Annotated in this window: 11 protein-coding genes; 2 read left to right on the plus strand and 9 right to left on the minus strand. The window is 46.7% G+C overall.

What is annotated here, in order from left to right; translation table 11 throughout:
- Nucleotides 1–63: 63 nt before the first annotated feature.
- The 7 genes from NDI44_RS07995 to NDI44_RS08025 form a co-directional block, all read right to left on the minus strand.
- Nucleotides 64–1,071 carry a DnaJ C-terminal domain-containing protein gene (locus NDI44_RS07995; protein WP_190410723.1) on the minus strand — a complete coding sequence of 336 codons (1,008 nt, stop codon included), beginning with the start codon at nt 1,069–1,071 and terminating at the stop codon, nt 64–66.
- A gap of 76 nt (nt 1,072–1,147) precedes the next feature.
- Nucleotides 1,148–1,663: an AAA family ATPase gene (locus tag NDI44_RS08000; protein ID WP_190410724.1), complete on the minus strand. Its 516-nt coding sequence runs from the start codon at nt 1,661–1,663 to the stop codon at nt 1,148–1,150.
- Nucleotides 1,664–1,807: 144 nt separating this feature from the next.
- The gene (locus NDI44_RS08005; RefSeq protein WP_190410725.1) at nt 1,808–3,097 is read right to left on the minus strand and encodes a glucose-1-phosphate adenylyltransferase; all 1,290 of its coding nucleotides are present in this window, start codon (nt 3,095–3,097) and stop codon (nt 1,808–1,810) included.
- A 206-nt stretch (nt 3,098–3,303) separates the two neighbouring features.
- Complete coding sequence (gene ppk1, locus NDI44_RS08010; RefSeq protein ID WP_190410726.1) at nt 3,304–5,472, minus strand: polyphosphate kinase 1; 2,169 nt, start codon at nt 5,470–5,472, stop codon at nt 3,304–3,306.
- A gap of 350 nt (nt 5,473–5,822) precedes the next feature.
- Entirely contained in the window at nt 5,823–6,032 is a 210-nt protein-coding gene (locus tag NDI44_RS08015) for a hypothetical protein (protein ID WP_190410727.1), read from the minus strand.
- Nucleotides 6,033–6,167: 135 nt separating this feature from the next.
- Nucleotides 6,168–6,773 (minus strand): superoxide dismutase, encoded by a 606-nt coding sequence (locus NDI44_RS08020; protein WP_190410728.1) that lies wholly within the window; start codon nt 6,771–6,773, stop codon nt 6,168–6,170.
- Nucleotides 6,774–7,001: 228 nt separating this feature from the next.
- Entirely contained in the window at nt 7,002–7,499 is a 498-nt protein-coding gene (locus NDI44_RS08025; RefSeq protein ID WP_190410729.1) for a TIGR00725 family protein, read from the minus strand.
- A 176-nt stretch (nt 7,500–7,675) separates the two neighbouring features.
- Between NDI44_RS08025 and NDI44_RS08030 the strand changes: the two genes are divergently transcribed.
- Nucleotides 7,676–9,625 carry a HEAT repeat domain-containing protein gene (locus NDI44_RS08030; protein WP_190410730.1) on the plus strand — a complete coding sequence of 650 codons (1,950 nt, stop codon included), beginning with the start codon at nt 7,676–7,678 and terminating at the stop codon, nt 9,623–9,625.
- Nucleotides 9,626–9,700: 75 nt separating this feature from the next.
- On the opposite strand, the gene NDI44_RS08035 is transcribed toward NDI44_RS08030, so the two are convergent.
- Nucleotides 9,701–10,585 carry a 4-hydroxybenzoate solanesyltransferase gene (locus NDI44_RS08035; protein ID WP_190410731.1) on the minus strand — a complete coding sequence of 295 codons (885 nt, stop codon included), beginning with the start codon at nt 10,583–10,585 and terminating at the stop codon, nt 9,701–9,703.
- 109 nt (nt 10,586–10,694) lie between these two features.
- Here NDI44_RS08035 and NDI44_RS08040 point away from each other — a divergent pair, with 109 nt between their 5' ends.
- Complete coding sequence (locus NDI44_RS08040; RefSeq protein WP_190410732.1) at nt 10,695–12,356, plus strand: Ppx/GppA phosphatase family protein; 1,662 nt, start codon at nt 10,695–10,697, stop codon at nt 12,354–12,356.
- 287 nt (nt 12,357–12,643) lie between these two features.
- On the opposite strand, the gene dnaK is transcribed toward NDI44_RS08040, so the two are convergent.
- Nucleotides 12,644–14,575: a molecular chaperone DnaK gene (gene dnaK / locus NDI44_RS08045; protein ID WP_190410734.1), complete on the minus strand. Its 1,932-nt coding sequence runs from the start codon at nt 14,573–14,575 to the stop codon at nt 12,644–12,646.
- Nucleotides 14,576–14,912: the final 337 nt, after the last annotated feature.

Consider the following 14,912-nt stretch of genomic DNA (forward strand, 5'->3'; position numbering starts at 1 on the left):
AAACCCCTTACCTCTTTGGGGGAGAGTAAGGGGTGGGGTTCAGATGAAAAGCTCGGATAACGTCTACAGCCGTACCTGCGGCAAATTGCTGCGGGGATTGAAGGTGCGGCTCTCCCGGATTTTCTCGTAATATTCTCGTTCCGTAGCACTGAGTTCTTTCGGCGTCACAATCAAAATCTTTACCAGCTGATCGGAACGTCCGCCTTTAGGATTGGGCCAACCTTTACCGCGCAACCGCAGAGATTGTCCCGAACGGACACCAGGGGGAACGTTGACAGTGACAGAACCATCCGGCGTCGGCACTTCCACGGGTGCCCCCAACACGGCTTCATCTGGCGTTACCGGCACTTCGCAGACGAGATTATCACCATCGAATTGGAAGAACGAGTGGGGCAGCAGCTCCACGGTTAAGTACAAGTCACCCCGCTGCTGAGTATAGGGGCTGACTGAACCTTTGCCTTTGACGCGAATTCGACTGCCCTGTTTCGTACCCGGAGGAATCCGAACGTCAATGGCTTCATTGCCTAAATCTAAACGCTTCTGGACGCCATGAAAAGCCTCGGATAGGCTGAGTTTGATGACCGCTTCTCGATCGGCGGCTGCGGCAGCTTGCGGATCGAAGCCAGAATACCCGCCAAAGTCTGTATACCCAGTGGGGCCTGTAGAAGTGCGATAAGTCGTGCGGCGTCCAGCACGGCTGCCAGAACGGGCACTGGCACCCCCTAAACCGCCCAGGAGATCGTTGACAAATTCATCAAAACTGCCGTACTGACTAAAGTCAAAGCCGCCAAAATCAACGTTCACTCCGCCTGGATAGGGTGACGATCCTTCCCCGACTTGTTTCCAGTACTGTCCGAACTGATCGTACTTTTTACGTTTTTCTGGGTCGGATAGCACTTCGTAGGCTTCGCTGACTTCCTTGAAGCGAGCTTCAGCTTCTTTGTTGCCAGGGTTCATGTCGGGGTGGTACTTTCGTGCCAGTCGCCGGTAGACTTTTTTGATTTCATCGGCACTAGCGGTTTTAGTAACTCCCAGGATGGCGTAATAGTCTTTAAAATCGGTCGCAGCCATCAAACTCCCTCCTCTCGTCTAAATATTTAGTTTAAGTTTTATTTTTTACCTTCTCAGAGATAGGGTATCAAATCAGTCAATGGATATAAGTTCGGCTTTTCCGCACTGATGCGATCGCGATTTCCGTACTTGTCGCTGAATAACGGATTAAACGATCGAGTCCATCAGCTAGGGTGGGCGGAGCGTCTACCAGTTGGCGGTGCATCTGTAAAATAACTTCTTCTGGAACTTGGCGGAGTCTTAATCGATTTCTTTCTAGACATTCCTGCACTGGCGTATCCAGCCACAAGCCGGTAATGTGGGTAAAACCGCGATCGCGAGAAGTAGCGATCGCTTCCCGGCGATGTTTACGAGCCGCATTCGTCGCGTCGAAAATCGCTTGTCTTTTCTCCTCAACTGCTTGGCTTAATTGGCGCTGTACTTCGCTCCACACTAACAGCCACGACCCTTGAATCGCTTCATCCCCAAACAGTTGTTCCCGGATCGCGTCTGTGGCAATTAGCCGATGCTGAGGGCATTCTGCTACGAGCTGTTGTGCTAGAGAAGATTTGCCGCTACCGGGCAACCCAATTAGGAGAATTAATCGAGTCATGTTTCGGTGTTGGGAGTGGGTAATTAGAGTTTTGAGTTTTGAGTTAAAGAGAGTTCTTTAATTCAAAACCCAAATTCAAACGCGAGAATCGCGTCTCTACTTCAACTTTTTCCCAATTAGCAACTCCCGGTACTAATTTCCACCCTAAATGACGGTTCCATCGGGAATCACGGCATTTTTCAGTACCACAACAATCCCGCTACGGATGTAGAAACCTTCGCTTTCGCGGTTGGCTTCTTCCACCCTGTCTTTGTTAATGATTTGCACATTGCAACCAATGTGGGCGTTTTTGTCAATGATAGCGCGGCGAATCCGGGTGTCCGAACCAATTCCCAAGGGAACTTTACCGTCTTCACAGTGAGCTTGTCGTTCGGCGAAGGGTTGGTATAAGTCGGCACCCATGACGAGGGAGTCTTCAATTAAGGAACCCGATTCAATGCGCGATCGCACTCCCAAAACTGAATGCTCAATCCGGCATTCTTTCAGGATGCAGCCTTCCCCAATTATCGACTCGGTGATTTGGCAATCTAACAGCTTACTGGGCGGTAAGTAACGAGCGCGAGTGTAAATCGGAGCATCCTCATCGTAGAAACTAAAAGGCGGCTGCGGTTGTCTGGTGAGAGCCAAGTTCGCCTCGTAGAACGACTCCATCGTTCCAATATCTTCCCAGTAGTCATTAAATAAATAAGCTTGAACGTTATAATCCTGCGCCGAAGCGGGGATAATCTCCTTACCAAAATCGGTTCGCTCTTGGTTAGTTTGCAGCAGATGCATCAGCACGTCTTTTTTGAAGACATAAATCCCCATTGAGGCGATGTAGGGATTTTTCTTCGCTTGTTCCGCACTCAATCCCAGCGTTGTCGTATCGACCTGCATCTCCTTGAGAGCATCGCCTTTAGGCTTTTCGCTGAAATCTATCACCCGTCCGGTATCATCGATTTTCATTAAGCCGAAATCGGACGCCCGTCGCTCATCCATTGGCACAACGGAGAGGGTGATATCGGCATTAGTGTCGCGGTGGCGTTGCACGAACTGGCGATAGTCCATGCGGTAGAGATGATCTCCTGACAAAATCAGGTACTCATCAACATCCCACTCATCCAACAGCCAGAGATACTGACGGACAGCATCGGCAGTGCCTTGGAACCAGTTGGGGTTTTCTGGCGTTTGCTGGGCGGCTAGCACCTCCACAAACCCTTCTGTGAACCCTGCGAAACTGTAGGCGCGGGCAATATGGCGGTTGAGGGAAGCTGAGTTGAATTGGGTCAGAACGTAGATTTTGTAAATTTCTGAGTTAATGCAATTACTGACCGGAATATCGATTAGGCGATACTTTCCTGCCAGAGGCACGGCTGGCTTCGCTCGCAACTTGGTCAGCGGGTAAAGGCGGGTGCCAGCGCCACCTCCGAGAATAATGCTTAGAACTTTTTTCACTTCAAACCTCTCGATTGCCAGTCAACTCCCAAAACCAGTGTCGGACGGTCTGGAGCAGTTGGCAAGGGGGGGAGGGGGAATCAATGTTAGAGGTTATAGATAATTGGGAAAAAGTTTCAAGGAATCAGTGTTGAGTTTTGAATTAAAGCACTCTTTTTTATTCAAAACTCAAAATTCAAAACTCAACACGCTCGTTTCCCACTACCCTATTGCTGTGCCATTTCCATCAAAATTTTCTGGGCACTTTGTTCTCTTTCCTTGTCACCGGGGTGGCGTTGGATGTAACGACCATCTGGTTGTAAATCCCAAGCGTGACGGTTATCGGCGAGCATAATTCCTAAGATTTCTTGTAAATCTTTAGAAATTTCGGGATCTTCTATTGGCGCGATCGCTTCTACTCGTCGATCCAAGTTGCGGCGCATCCAATCAGCACTGCCGATATAAACTTCCTCACTGCCAGCATTTTGAAAGTAAAAAATCCGCGAGTGTTCTAGATAACGCCCGACAACACTAATCGTCCGGATATTTTCACTGACTCCTTCCACACCGGGTCGCAGACAGCAAATTCCGCGGATAATCAAATCGATTTTTACCCCAGCGATGCTAGCTTCGTAAAGCGAGGCAATGAGTTGGGGATCTGTCAGTGAATTCATCTTGGCGACAATTCGACCGCTTTTGCCATGATGGCAATGTTCTATCTCGCGGTGGATCAAACTCAAAAAGCGATCGCGGCAGTTCACTGGCGACACCAACAACTTGCGGTAAGACCGTTGCCGCGAGTAACCCGTCAAGTAATTAAACAAATCCGTCAAATCCGCCCCCAAGTCTTCACGGCAGCTTAATAGCCCCACATCTGTATAAATTCGAGCGGTTTTGGGATTATAGTTCCCCGTGCCGATGTGGACATACCGGCGAATTTGGTTTTCTTCTCGGCGTACCACCAAAACCACTTTGGTATGCGTCTTTAAACCCACCAAACCATAGACCACATGAACGCCCGCTTGTTCTAACTTGCGTGCCCAGTTAATATTGTTCTCTTCATCAAAACGGGCTTTTAGTTCCACCAGAACCGCTACTTGCTTGCCATGCTCAGCCGCTGTAATTAGGGCATTGAGAATCGGCGAGTCCCCAGATGTTCGGTAGAGAGTCATTTTAATCGCCAGCACATTTGGATCGATTGCCGCTTGGGTAATGAAGCGCTGTACCGTTCCTCCAAAAGATTGATAAGGATGGTGAACCATCAAATCTGCGGTGCGAATGACCGAGAAAATATCTTCTCCCTCATCCAAATCTCCTTCACTGAGCCGCCGCAGGCGTGGGGGTATCCCTGGCGTCCACACAGGGTCTTTCAGTTCCGGGAGTGGCAATTGCATGAAGTACATCAAGTCTGCCAGCCCCAATAGCCCGTCCACCTCGTAAACATCCCGCTCCAACAGCCCCAGTTCCCGCATCAGCATCCCTTTCATGGATTCGGGCATTGAAGCTTGAATTTCCATCCGTACCGCCGAACCACCCACCCGACGTTTCCGCAGTTCTTGCTCAATCGCTAGCATCAGATCGTCGGCTTCATCTTCTTCCACCTCCAAATCTGCATTACGAGTGATTCGGAAGGGGTGATATTCCTGGATATTCATCCCCGGAAACAGTGACTCTAGATTATGAGCAATTACCTGTTCTAGGGGCACACCCATCCAAATCAGGCGTTCATTCCGGAATCGTTCCTCTTCGAGTCCAGACGACCGACTTCCCAGCCCGGACTCCAACCGTAAGGGCAAAAATCGAGGTAAAACTTTTGGGACTTTCACTCTAGCAAACAGTTCTTCCCCCGTGTCTGGGTCTTTCACCACCACAGCCAGATTCAGACTGAGGTTAGACATATAGGGAAAAGGATGGCTGGGATCAACAGCTAAGGGGGTCAGAACTGGGAAAATTTGCTCTTCAAAATAGTTTTGCAGGTAAGCCCGCTGTTCCTGGTTCAGATCCACGTAGTCTAGAAGATGAATGCCTTGCGCGGTCATCAAGGGTCGCAATGCTTTCTCAAAGTGTTGATGCTGTTGTGCTACCAGAGGTCGCGCTGCCAAGCTAATCTCTTCTAGCTGGTCGCTTGGTGTCCGACCATCGGGCGTCAGCTGGCTCACTTTTGCTTCCACCTGTTGCTTAAGAGCAGCAACGCGCACCATGAAGTATTCGTCGAAGTTGGCACTAAAAATCCCCATGAATTTCAGGCGTTCTAGCAGCGGCGTCCGAGGATCGATCGCTTCATGCAAAACTCGATTGTTAAACTCCAACCAGCTGAGTTCGCGGTTGAAATAGTACTGCGGATGGTTTAGGTCAATATTATGGTGTGTTGCTGCGGTCTTTTTCGCTTTTGACATAATTCTAATGGCAGTCAGGCTGGCAGGTATTCATTGTTACTTGCAACACCAACCAGTGAATTCCATCTGAATTGATCGCAGATTCGCGCTGATTGTTTTAGCACTCATTTTTAAAATGCGCTTATCTTAATTCTGGCTGTGTTATTAATTCATCGTATCCTGACTTAGAGGACCCAAAACCTATCTACAGAAAGGCGTTAAATATCATGACCTCATGCAAAAGCGATAGGTTTATGCTCTCAAGGCAGGCTCCGGGCGAGCGATCGCTACTCCCTCCTTTAACTGGATACTTCACCCGCACGCGTTGCCAAGTCTCTACCCAGCTGACGATAGCGATTCGATGAGTTTTATTAACCAAATACCTCCTCTTCCCTTCCCCGCCACCACTCACCCAGATTCATCAAGTCCTGATGAATATCTGCTAATTCTTGAACATATTCCTCTGGAGAGATAGTCGGGCGGCGTTCTTGGAGTTTTTTTAGCCGCAATTGCACTAATAGCCAAGGCTTGGAAATGCTATCTGTGGCTTCAATGTATTGGGCTAGTTCTTTGCTATCCATGATTTATCTGGTGTGAATTTATCTTCTTTAAAGATACAGGCAGCCGAAGTTTACAGATAATAAAAAAACAGCCACTACTAACGTGGCTGTTTTCCAGATGATTAAATTTGATGTAACTGAAACATCAGCTGTTATTTAAGCAGCAGCCGTTAAATTCTGGGCAACAAAGTCCCAGTTGATCAAGTGGTCAACAAAGTTCTGCATGAAGTTGGGGCGGCTATTCTGGTAATCCAGATAGTAGGCATGTTCCCAAACATCCATTGTTAGCAAGGGAGTTTGTCCGTAGGCAATCGGGTTTTCTGCGTTCGGAGACTTGGTTACTTTTAGGGTATCGCCATCCTTGATTAGCCAAGCCCAACCACTACCGAATTGAGTGCCTCCGGCATTTTTGAACTCTTCTTTGAATTTGTCAAGGCTACCGAAGCTGGCGTTAATTTTTTCCGCTAGTTCGCCACTCGGATTGCCGCCTCCATTTGGCTTGATGCCATTCCAATAGAAGGTATGATTCCATACCTGAGCAGCGTTGTTGAATACAGCAGCTTTGTCTGAGGCTTTGTAGGTTGCCTTGATGATTTCTTCAAGCGACTTGTCGGCTAGTTCTGTGTCCTTAACTAGGTTGTTAAGAGTGTTCACGTAAGCAGCATGATGCTTGCCGTAATGGAACTCAAGTGTCCGCGCCGACATACCTGACGACTCTAAAGCGTCTTGGTCGTAAGGTAAAGGGGGTAGTTCAAATGCCATTGTGTTCAATCCTCTGCTAACTGCTTTCTAGCTTAAAACTAATGGAGAAGTTTTTTTCTTCTTAAGGATATAAGTCTCGCCCGATCGAGGTTGCGATCGCTAGCGATATAAAACTTAACCACTGGATTGTACCTTAAAAGTCGAGAGACAGCCAAAATCAACGATTTGTGCCAATTTAGGCAGGACTAGCCACTAATTTCTTCCTGTTGCATCTACCCAAAGGGATAATTAATGGCGATCGCTCAAAACTCCTCTAACCATTTCGATTGCCGCTGCTGGAGTATTGGCAATCAAAATAGAGTCTTCAGACAAGCTTTGGAAAAAAGCCGTACTTTCTGGATGATTCGTTAATAAAATCACTTTTTTATAGTTCTTCAAAGCCAGGGCAATTTCCGAAGCCGTTCCCGCACCCATGCCACAGGCAATCACAACATTAGAGGAGAGGACATTAATATTATTTCTCGCATTTCCCATATCGGTAACAATCGCAATATCTACGGCATCAGAAACAGCGCTGGTATCGTTAGTAGGAAGAATGCCAATTGTTAAACCATTGCCAGCTTTTGCACCTTTACTCGCCGCATCCATCACACCCGCATTTCTACCGCCAGTCAGCAATATCCATCCCGATTGGGCGATGAGTTTGCCTAGTTTGTAGGCATTTTGTAAGTCGGTTTCGGTGGCGTTGGCACCTGGCCCCATAACGCCAATGATGGTTTTTTTCATACAGATTAGCTTTTCGCCATTAGCTTTAATATCGTCGGTAAGAGGCAGTGCCTAACCCGCAAAGTGAAAATTTAAGTTACTATTGCAACACTAGGCTATATCAAACAAACTTCATAGCAAAGTGATGTAGCAGCTCTTAAATTCTTTCGTCCCACATCTTTGGTGGGTAGGAGGCAATGCATGATTGGCGCTATTTCTTTCACCACTCTCACAATCTAGAAGAAGGCACTTACCGCATCTTTAAGCCGCAGTGGAAAGCAGAGATTCTGCACTGGTTTGGGCGAGAGGATGTGGCAAAGGAGCAAAAAGAAGAGTTTATCAAGGCTCTGGTAGATTTTGACGACGGATGCGGAGATTTTTATCATACCCGTGCATATTTCCTAGCAGCAGAGGCGATCGCTCACTTCAAGGAGTGTAGCTTGGGTGATGCAATTGTCGGACAGTTGCTCAAATGGAGCTATGTCTATTTCAACCAGGACAAACAAGACTGGAAAAAATTTCCCGATCGGCTGGCTGAAGCAGCAAGAAAAACACTGGAAACGACGGACAGAGAACGGGTAATTGCTGCCTTTGTCCAGCTATTGCATACGACTGAGAGTCGGCTTACTCTCCGACACGCGGCTGTTCGATTGGGGAGACTCGATCCGGGGAATAAAACAGCGATCGCTGCCTTAAGGCTGCTGATTCAGGTGACACAGAATCAATTGACGCTGTTGAAGGTCATTCTTAACCTAAGCGAAATTGACCCTGGCAATCCCATCTTAATCCCGGCTCTAGTAAAGCTGACTCAGACTACTCCAGCCCAAGTGCAGATACTTCGAGATGCGGCTGAGAGGATAGGGGAAATTGGTGCAGGTAATGAAACGGCGATCGCTGCCTTGATCCAGCTGATGCAGATCGCAGAAGATCGGTTTATTCCTAAAGAACAGAGTCGCCATTATGATGAATCCATTCATGTGTATGCAGCGAGGAATTTAGGGAAAATAGGCGCAGGCAATGAAACCGCGATCGCTGCTTTGATCCAGCTGATGCAGAAAACGCAGTTTTGTCCAGACAGTATTTCCTCAAGTCAGTTTTACATCTATTGGGAAGTGGTTGAGGCTTTGGGAAAAATTGCCATTGGTAATCAAACTGCCATTGCTGCTCTATCCCAGATACTTGAAACTACTCAGGATGTAGCGATCCGTTGTAGTGCTGCCGCCAATTTATTGAAGATCGATCCAGGTAATACAGATGCGATCGCTACTCTATCCCAGATACTAGAAACTACTGAGAATGAAACTATCCGTTGGAGAGCAGCTGACAGTCTAGTACGAACTGGCGATCGCCATCAACTCGCGCTCGATGCTCTATTTGAATTAGTTCAAACCTCTCCAAAGGATTACCCTCCTCTGCGAGCAGTCGATAGCTTGGAGAGTAGTGACCCCAGTCATCAACTCGCAATTAATGCCTTGGCTCATCTAATTCAAAATCAGCCTAATTCTTGGCTTTGGAAAGCTATTGATTGCTTAGGACGAATTGGTGCAGGAAATGAAGATGCGATCGCTGCCTTAATTCATTTAATCCAGACCACTCAGAATGAATCTAATATCTGGGCTGCGGCTGAAAGCTTAGGGCGAATTGACCCAGGTAATAAAATAGCGATCGCTGCCTTAATTAATTTAATCCAGACTACTCAGGATGAATCTGATATCTGGGCTGCGGCTGAAAGCTTAGGGCGAATTGACCCAGGTAATAAAATAGCGATCGCTACCTTAGTTAAACTTGTTCAAACTTCTGAGGAAGCTTATTGGCGTAGGCAAGCAGCTTGTAGTTTAGGGGAAATTCATGCAAGCGATGAAACGGCAGTTGCGACCCTCATCCAGTTCATTCAAACGGTTCAGGATGAGAATGAAGATGAATACTTCCTCCCGCGTCTAGCTGACAGCCTCCAGCGTCTAGCTGACAGCTTCAAGAGAATTTCCCAAACCAGCCAATTAATGCAAGTCGTTACTGCCTTAAAGGATTATCTAGACGAACAGGTTTTTAAAAACTGTTTTTATCGCTTTGAAGCTTGCGATCGCATCATTTGGCATTGTAGCCAAAATATGACTTATCCAGATTTTTACAAAGCTTGGCACAATTAACTCAAACTTGCCCGATCGCGCTCATCCAATTTATAACTCAGGGCGACCACAAAGGTCGCCCCTACAAACCCAAACCTACAGAGAACCGGCAATCATTCCAGCCAGTAAAATAAAGCCAATCCAAACATTTTGGCGAAAAGTTTCACCATACACTGGCGTCGGGATATCTTTTTGGCTGAGTCGCGAATATTGCCAAATCCAGGCTAAGGTTGCAAAACTCAAAGCCAACCAAAAACTTAGCTTTAGATCCATCACAATTCCCAGCCATTCAAGCAAAATAACCGTGCCAGTAAAGAAGACACCAACAGCTTCAGCCGCATAATTGCCAAAAAATAAAGCGCTAGAATTAATGCCAATCCGCCGGTCATCTTCCCGATCTGACATGGCATAAACGGTGTCAAATCCAAGTGTCCAGAGTACCGTCGCGCCCCATAAAATCCAGGTGGGTTCATCTAGCTTGGCAGTTACAGCAGTCCAGCTAATCAGCACGCCAAAACCCCAAGCAATCGACAGCACTAGCTGAGGCACTGAAAACACACGCTTGGCGGTGGGATAGAAAATAATTACGGGAACTGCCGCCACGCACAACCAGAAAGTAAGGGAATTAAGGTAGAGTGCGAGAACCCCAGCGCAACTCATCGCTACCAAGGCAACGACGATGCCAGTTTTGACCGACAAAGCGCGAGAGGCGAGGGGACGCGATCGCGTTCTTTCTACTTGCGGATCGATATCCCGATCCCACAAATCATTGACAACACACCCGGCAGCACTGGTCGCTAAAGTACCCAGTACAATCACCCCTACCAGCGGCAACGGTGGCTTTCCTGCTGCTGCCAGAAAGACCGCCCATAGTGCCGGAATCATCAATATCAGGCGTCCTGCTGGCTTATCCCATCTCAAAAGCCGGACGACTGTAAGCCAGGTGGGTTCTGTTTCTTTATGTTCTTGCTGGGTCAGCATGGTCTAGAAAAATGAGTATCCAGAAATATCATTAATCACATCTTTATCCCCTATAGAATATCCTTATTCATCAAATCTCGGCTGGTTCTGCAACCCTGGATACATCGAAATGGTCAATTTAGTTGCCAACGCTAAAGATAATTCTGCGGGTGTTTCAACTCCTAGCGTGGATCGAGATCGGATTCTCGCTGCGATTGACTTAGGGACCAATTCCCTGCACATGGTAGTCGTGCAAATTCAACCCAAGCTGCCTGCTTTTTCGATTATTGCCAGAGAAAAAGACACGGTGAGACTGGGCGATCGCGATAAAAAGACGGGCAATCTGACACCAGCGGCAATGGAACGAGCGATCGCAGCCTTGCGCCGTTTCCAGGGAATTGCCAAAAGTCTCAACGCCGAACAAATAATCGCCGTAGCAACTAGTGCGGTAAGAGAAGCTCCCAACGGGCGAGACTTTTTAAAACAAGTAGAGGCAGACTTGGGCTTATCTGTCAACCTAATTTCCGGTCAAGAAGAAGCCCGGAGAATTTACTTAGGCGTGCTGTCGGGAATGGAATTAAATAACCATCCCCACATCATTATTGACATTGGCGGCGGTTCGACCGAGTTAATTTTAGGGGATAGTCACGAACCGCGATCGCTCAGCAGCACTAAAGTCGGTGCCGTCCGACTAACCGCAGAATTGATTACCACAGATCCCATCAGCAATGGCGAATTTCAGTCCCTACAAGCTTATGTGCGCGGACAGCTAGAACGAGCCGTTGATGAATTGCGGGCAGTTCTCCAACCAGGGGAACAGCCGCGTTTAGTGGGAACGTCCGGGACGATTGAGACGCTGGTGACGATACACGCGCGAGAAAAACTAGGTACTAACCCCTTTTCGCTAAATGGCTACCAGCTGAGTCTTAATGACTTGAGAGACTTAGTGAATCGCTTGCGAAGGCTCAATTACTTAGAACGAGCCGCCATACCAGGAATGTCAGAGCGGCGGTCAGAAATTATTGTTGCCGGGGCGGTTATTTTACAAGAAGCGATGACGCTGCTAGGCGCTGAATTGCTAACGGTCTGCGAACGGAGTCTCCGCGAAGGAGTGATCGTCGATTGGATGCTCGCGCACGGCTTGATCGAAGACAAGCTGCGCTACCAAAGTTCTGTACGCGAGCGTAATGTAATCAAAACCGCCCGTAAATACGGCGTTAACCTGGAATACGCTCAGCGAGTCGCAGAATTTGCCCTTAGCTTATTTGACCAAACCCAAGGCATCCTCCATCACTGGGGTTCAGAAGAACGGGAACTACTTTGGGCAGCCGCAATTTTACACAATTGCGGACACCATATCAGTCATTCTTCCCACCACAAACACTCTTTTTACTTAATTCGCAACGGTGAACTTTTAGGCTATACGGAAGCCGAAATTGATGTAATTGCGAATTTAGCCCGCTATCACCGCAAGAGTGCGCCGAGGAAAAAGCACGAGAACTATCAAAATCTGCCGACTAAACAGCACCGACAGATCGTTGCTCAGTTGAGTGCCTTGCTCAGATTAGCAGTGGCTCTTGACCGGAGACAAATTGGGGCAATTCGGGAAGTGCAGTGCCAATACAACGAGGAAACGAAAGAACTTCAGCTCCACCTAAAGCCAACTCAACCGGATGATGATTGTGCCTTAGAAATCTGGAGTTTAGATTATAAAAAAGACGTTTTTGAGGCAGAATACGGCATTAAACTACTGCCAGTTTTGAATGCTATTGCTGTTCCAATTAGCCAGTAGTTCCATAAAGAGCTTTTCGAGCAATCGTCAAACATTAAAAGTCCCCGTCTCCAATAAAACGGAGTCTTCAAACTTTGAAACGATCGCGCAAATAAAATCCCGGCTCTAAAATTCCCAGTTGCTCAGCTAAGGGAGGAAAGACAATATTAGTTGATATGGCTGCAACCAAGCCGTTTACTGCCGCCATTGAGCGGGGGTTGAGGAATCTGATGTGTAACATCACAAAAAGAAAGCGATATTAAGATGCGATCACTCTGAGGAAGGGTAGATATTCTACCCTTCGCAGCTCAAATCACTTCATAGAATTCATCGTCAATAGTCGCGATCGCTCTTGGCGAAGCAGCATCACCTATCTGCATCATGAGTTGTTGCAATTCATTACCAAGCGAAGTGATCTGATCATAATTCCCTTGAGCGATCGCTTTCTCTAAATCCTTTAACAACCCTTCGATTTGCCTTTTCTGGGCAGCAAGCACTTGCTCTACCAGTTGATTCGTCAAATTAAAAAGAACCCGATAAGCATCATTCATCTTGGTAAAATCTCCAGTCTTGAAATCTGAGTTATCGTTGGAGGTTAGTTTCAAAGAGTAACTTTTAAGTTTTTGTCCCTCATTTTTACGAGCTTCTATCAAGTTCGCCATGTCAATCTTTTGGCGAAGTATGCGATCGGCTTCAGCATTGCGTTCTGCATCTCTCACCATACTCTCCACTTCAGTTGCAGGGATAGTGGCAGCGCCGATAATGCTAATTGATTGCTCTTTTCCGGTGCTTATTTCTTTGGCATAAACATTCAGAATACCATTGGCATCAAGGTCGAAAGTTACTTGAATTTCTGTTCTCTCCAAAGAAAGCCCATCTAATCGAAGAATCCCCAAACTCTGGTTATCTTTAGCGAATTCTCGTTCACCCCTTAAAATATTTATTTCTACACTGGTTTGCCCATAAGTTGCAGTATAAAACTTTTGAGATTTGATGACAGGAATATTACTATGACGGGAGATAATTTTTGTCATAGTACCCTCTATAGTTTCGATTCCCAAAGATAAAGGAGTGACATCCCTCATGCAATAAATGGAATTGTCTCTTCTGGCTACTTTCCCCTGAATAGCAGCCCCAATTGCTACAGCCTCGTCCGGGTTAATGCTTTTCAAGGGTTCTTGATTCGTCACCTCCTGCACTAAGTCTTGGACAACCGGAATGCAGCTAGAACCACCAACCAGGACAACAACATTAATGTCACTAAGGCTTAGTTTCGCCTGTTTAATTACTTGTTCGATGTTAAGGCGACAGCGAGCTAAAAGCTCAGAACACATTTCTTCAAATTCAGCTCTAGTAAGGGTAGCGTTGAGATGTTTTGGCCCATCTGGGGTGGCTGTAATAAAGGGTAGGTCAACTTCTGTTTGCGTAAGGAGGGAAAGCTCTATTTTTGCTTTTTCGGCTGCTTCTGTAAGCCGTTGGGAAGCCTGTATATTTTGGCGTAAGTCGAGACCTTCTTGACTTTGAAATTGGTTAGTCAGCCAATCGATAATTTTTTGGTCGAAGTTGTCACCACCAAGGTCAGGGTCGCTGCTGCTAGCCAAAATTTCAAATACACCATCACCTACTTCCAGAATGCTAATATCTAACGAGCTACCGCCTAAGTCAAAGACGAGGATAGTTTCGTTATTTTTCTTATCTAGTTCGTAGGCAAGGCAAGCAGCATTCGGTTCGTTGATGACGCGGAGGATGTCTAAATTCGCTAATTTCCCAGCCTCTTTGGTGCCTTGACGTTGAAAATCATTGAAGTAGGGAGGAACAGTAATAACCGCTTGAGTTATTTCTTCCCCCAAATATTTGCTGGCATCATCAACAAGTTTACGCAGAATTTGGGCAGAAATTTCTTCAGGAGTAAATTCTTTGCCTACATGATGACAGTTGATTTTAATGCCGCCATTGCTATCGGGTAGAACTTGGTAAGAAACTTTATCTGCTGCGTCGATAACTTCATCGTATTTGCGTCCAATGAAGCGTTTAACAGAGTAAAAGCTGTTTTCTGGCTGCATCAGTGCGTTACGTTTAGCAATCCTACCAACCAATGTGTCCCCGTTCTTAGTGTAAGCTACAACACAAGGAGTGAGGCGAAATCCTTCAGCGTTGGCGATGACGATGGGTTGCTTCCCATCCATCACTGCAATACAAGAATTTGTCGCACCTAAACTAATTCCAGCTACCTTTCCCATGATGCTCAATATCTAAAGGTGGCTTGAGCTTAACAGCAGTTCAAAAAATAGTAGGTTCGGTTATACCTCCAAGGCAAGTTCTCTTTTCCGTACCTTAGAGCGAATTATTTTTTATTAGTTTCGCTCTAAAGTAGAAGTTAGCATTCTTATCAGTTCGCTAAAATTTGCCCAGCAAGTATGCCATCGAAACTCTGCCTCGCAATTCCAGCCAAAATAAAAATATTTAGCAGCTATTTTAACAGTGAAGCTTAGTTTAGTTAACTGATTTTGCTCAACGTTACTATATCAAGGCGATCGCTCCGCTGCTTCGGCTCTAATTCTCCTGAGCTTCTTCTGA

Origin of the sequence: Trichocoleus sp. DQ-A3, from assembly GCF_039961975.1 — a bacterium.
Taxonomy (GTDB): Bacteria; Cyanobacteriota; Cyanobacteriia; order Cyanobacteriales; family FACHB-T130; genus FACHB-T130.

What these genes read in the sequence shown, in the direction of transcription:
- NDI44_RS07995 (WP_190410723.1), bottom strand. Translation starts at nt 1,071, where the DNA reads ATGGCTGCGACCGATTTTAAAGACTATTACGCCATCCTGGGAGTTACT.
- NDI44_RS08000 (WP_190410724.1), bottom strand. Translation starts at nt 1,663, where the DNA reads ATGACTCGATTAATTCTCCTAATTGGGTTGCCCGGTAGCGGCAAATCT.
- ppk1 (WP_190410726.1), bottom strand. Translation starts at nt 5,472, where the DNA reads ATGTCAAAAGCGAAAAAGACCGCAGCAACACACCATAATATTGACCTA.
- NDI44_RS08015 (WP_190410727.1), bottom strand. Translation starts at nt 6,032, where the DNA reads ATGGATAGCAAAGAACTAGCCCAATACATTGAAGCCACAGATAGCATT.
- NDI44_RS08020 (WP_190410728.1), bottom strand. Translation starts at nt 6,773, where the DNA reads ATGGCATTTGAACTACCCCCTTTACCTTACGACCAAGACGCTTTAGAG.
- NDI44_RS08025 (WP_190410729.1), bottom strand. Translation starts at nt 7,499, where the DNA reads ATGAAAAAAACCATCATTGGCGTTATGGGGCCAGGTGCCAACGCCACC.
- NDI44_RS08030 (WP_190410730.1), top strand. Translation starts at nt 7,676, where the DNA reads ATGCATGATTGGCGCTATTTCTTTCACCACTCTCACAATCTAGAAGAA.
- NDI44_RS08035 (WP_190410731.1), bottom strand. Translation starts at nt 10,585, where the DNA reads ATGCTGACCCAGCAAGAACATAAAGAAACAGAACCCACCTGGCTTACA.
- NDI44_RS08040 (WP_190410732.1), top strand. Translation starts at nt 10,695, where the DNA reads ATGGTCAATTTAGTTGCCAACGCTAAAGATAATTCTGCGGGTGTTTCA.
- dnaK (WP_190410734.1), bottom strand. Translation starts at nt 14,575, where the DNA reads ATGGGAAAGGTAGCTGGAATTAGTTTAGGTGCGACAAATTCTTGTATT.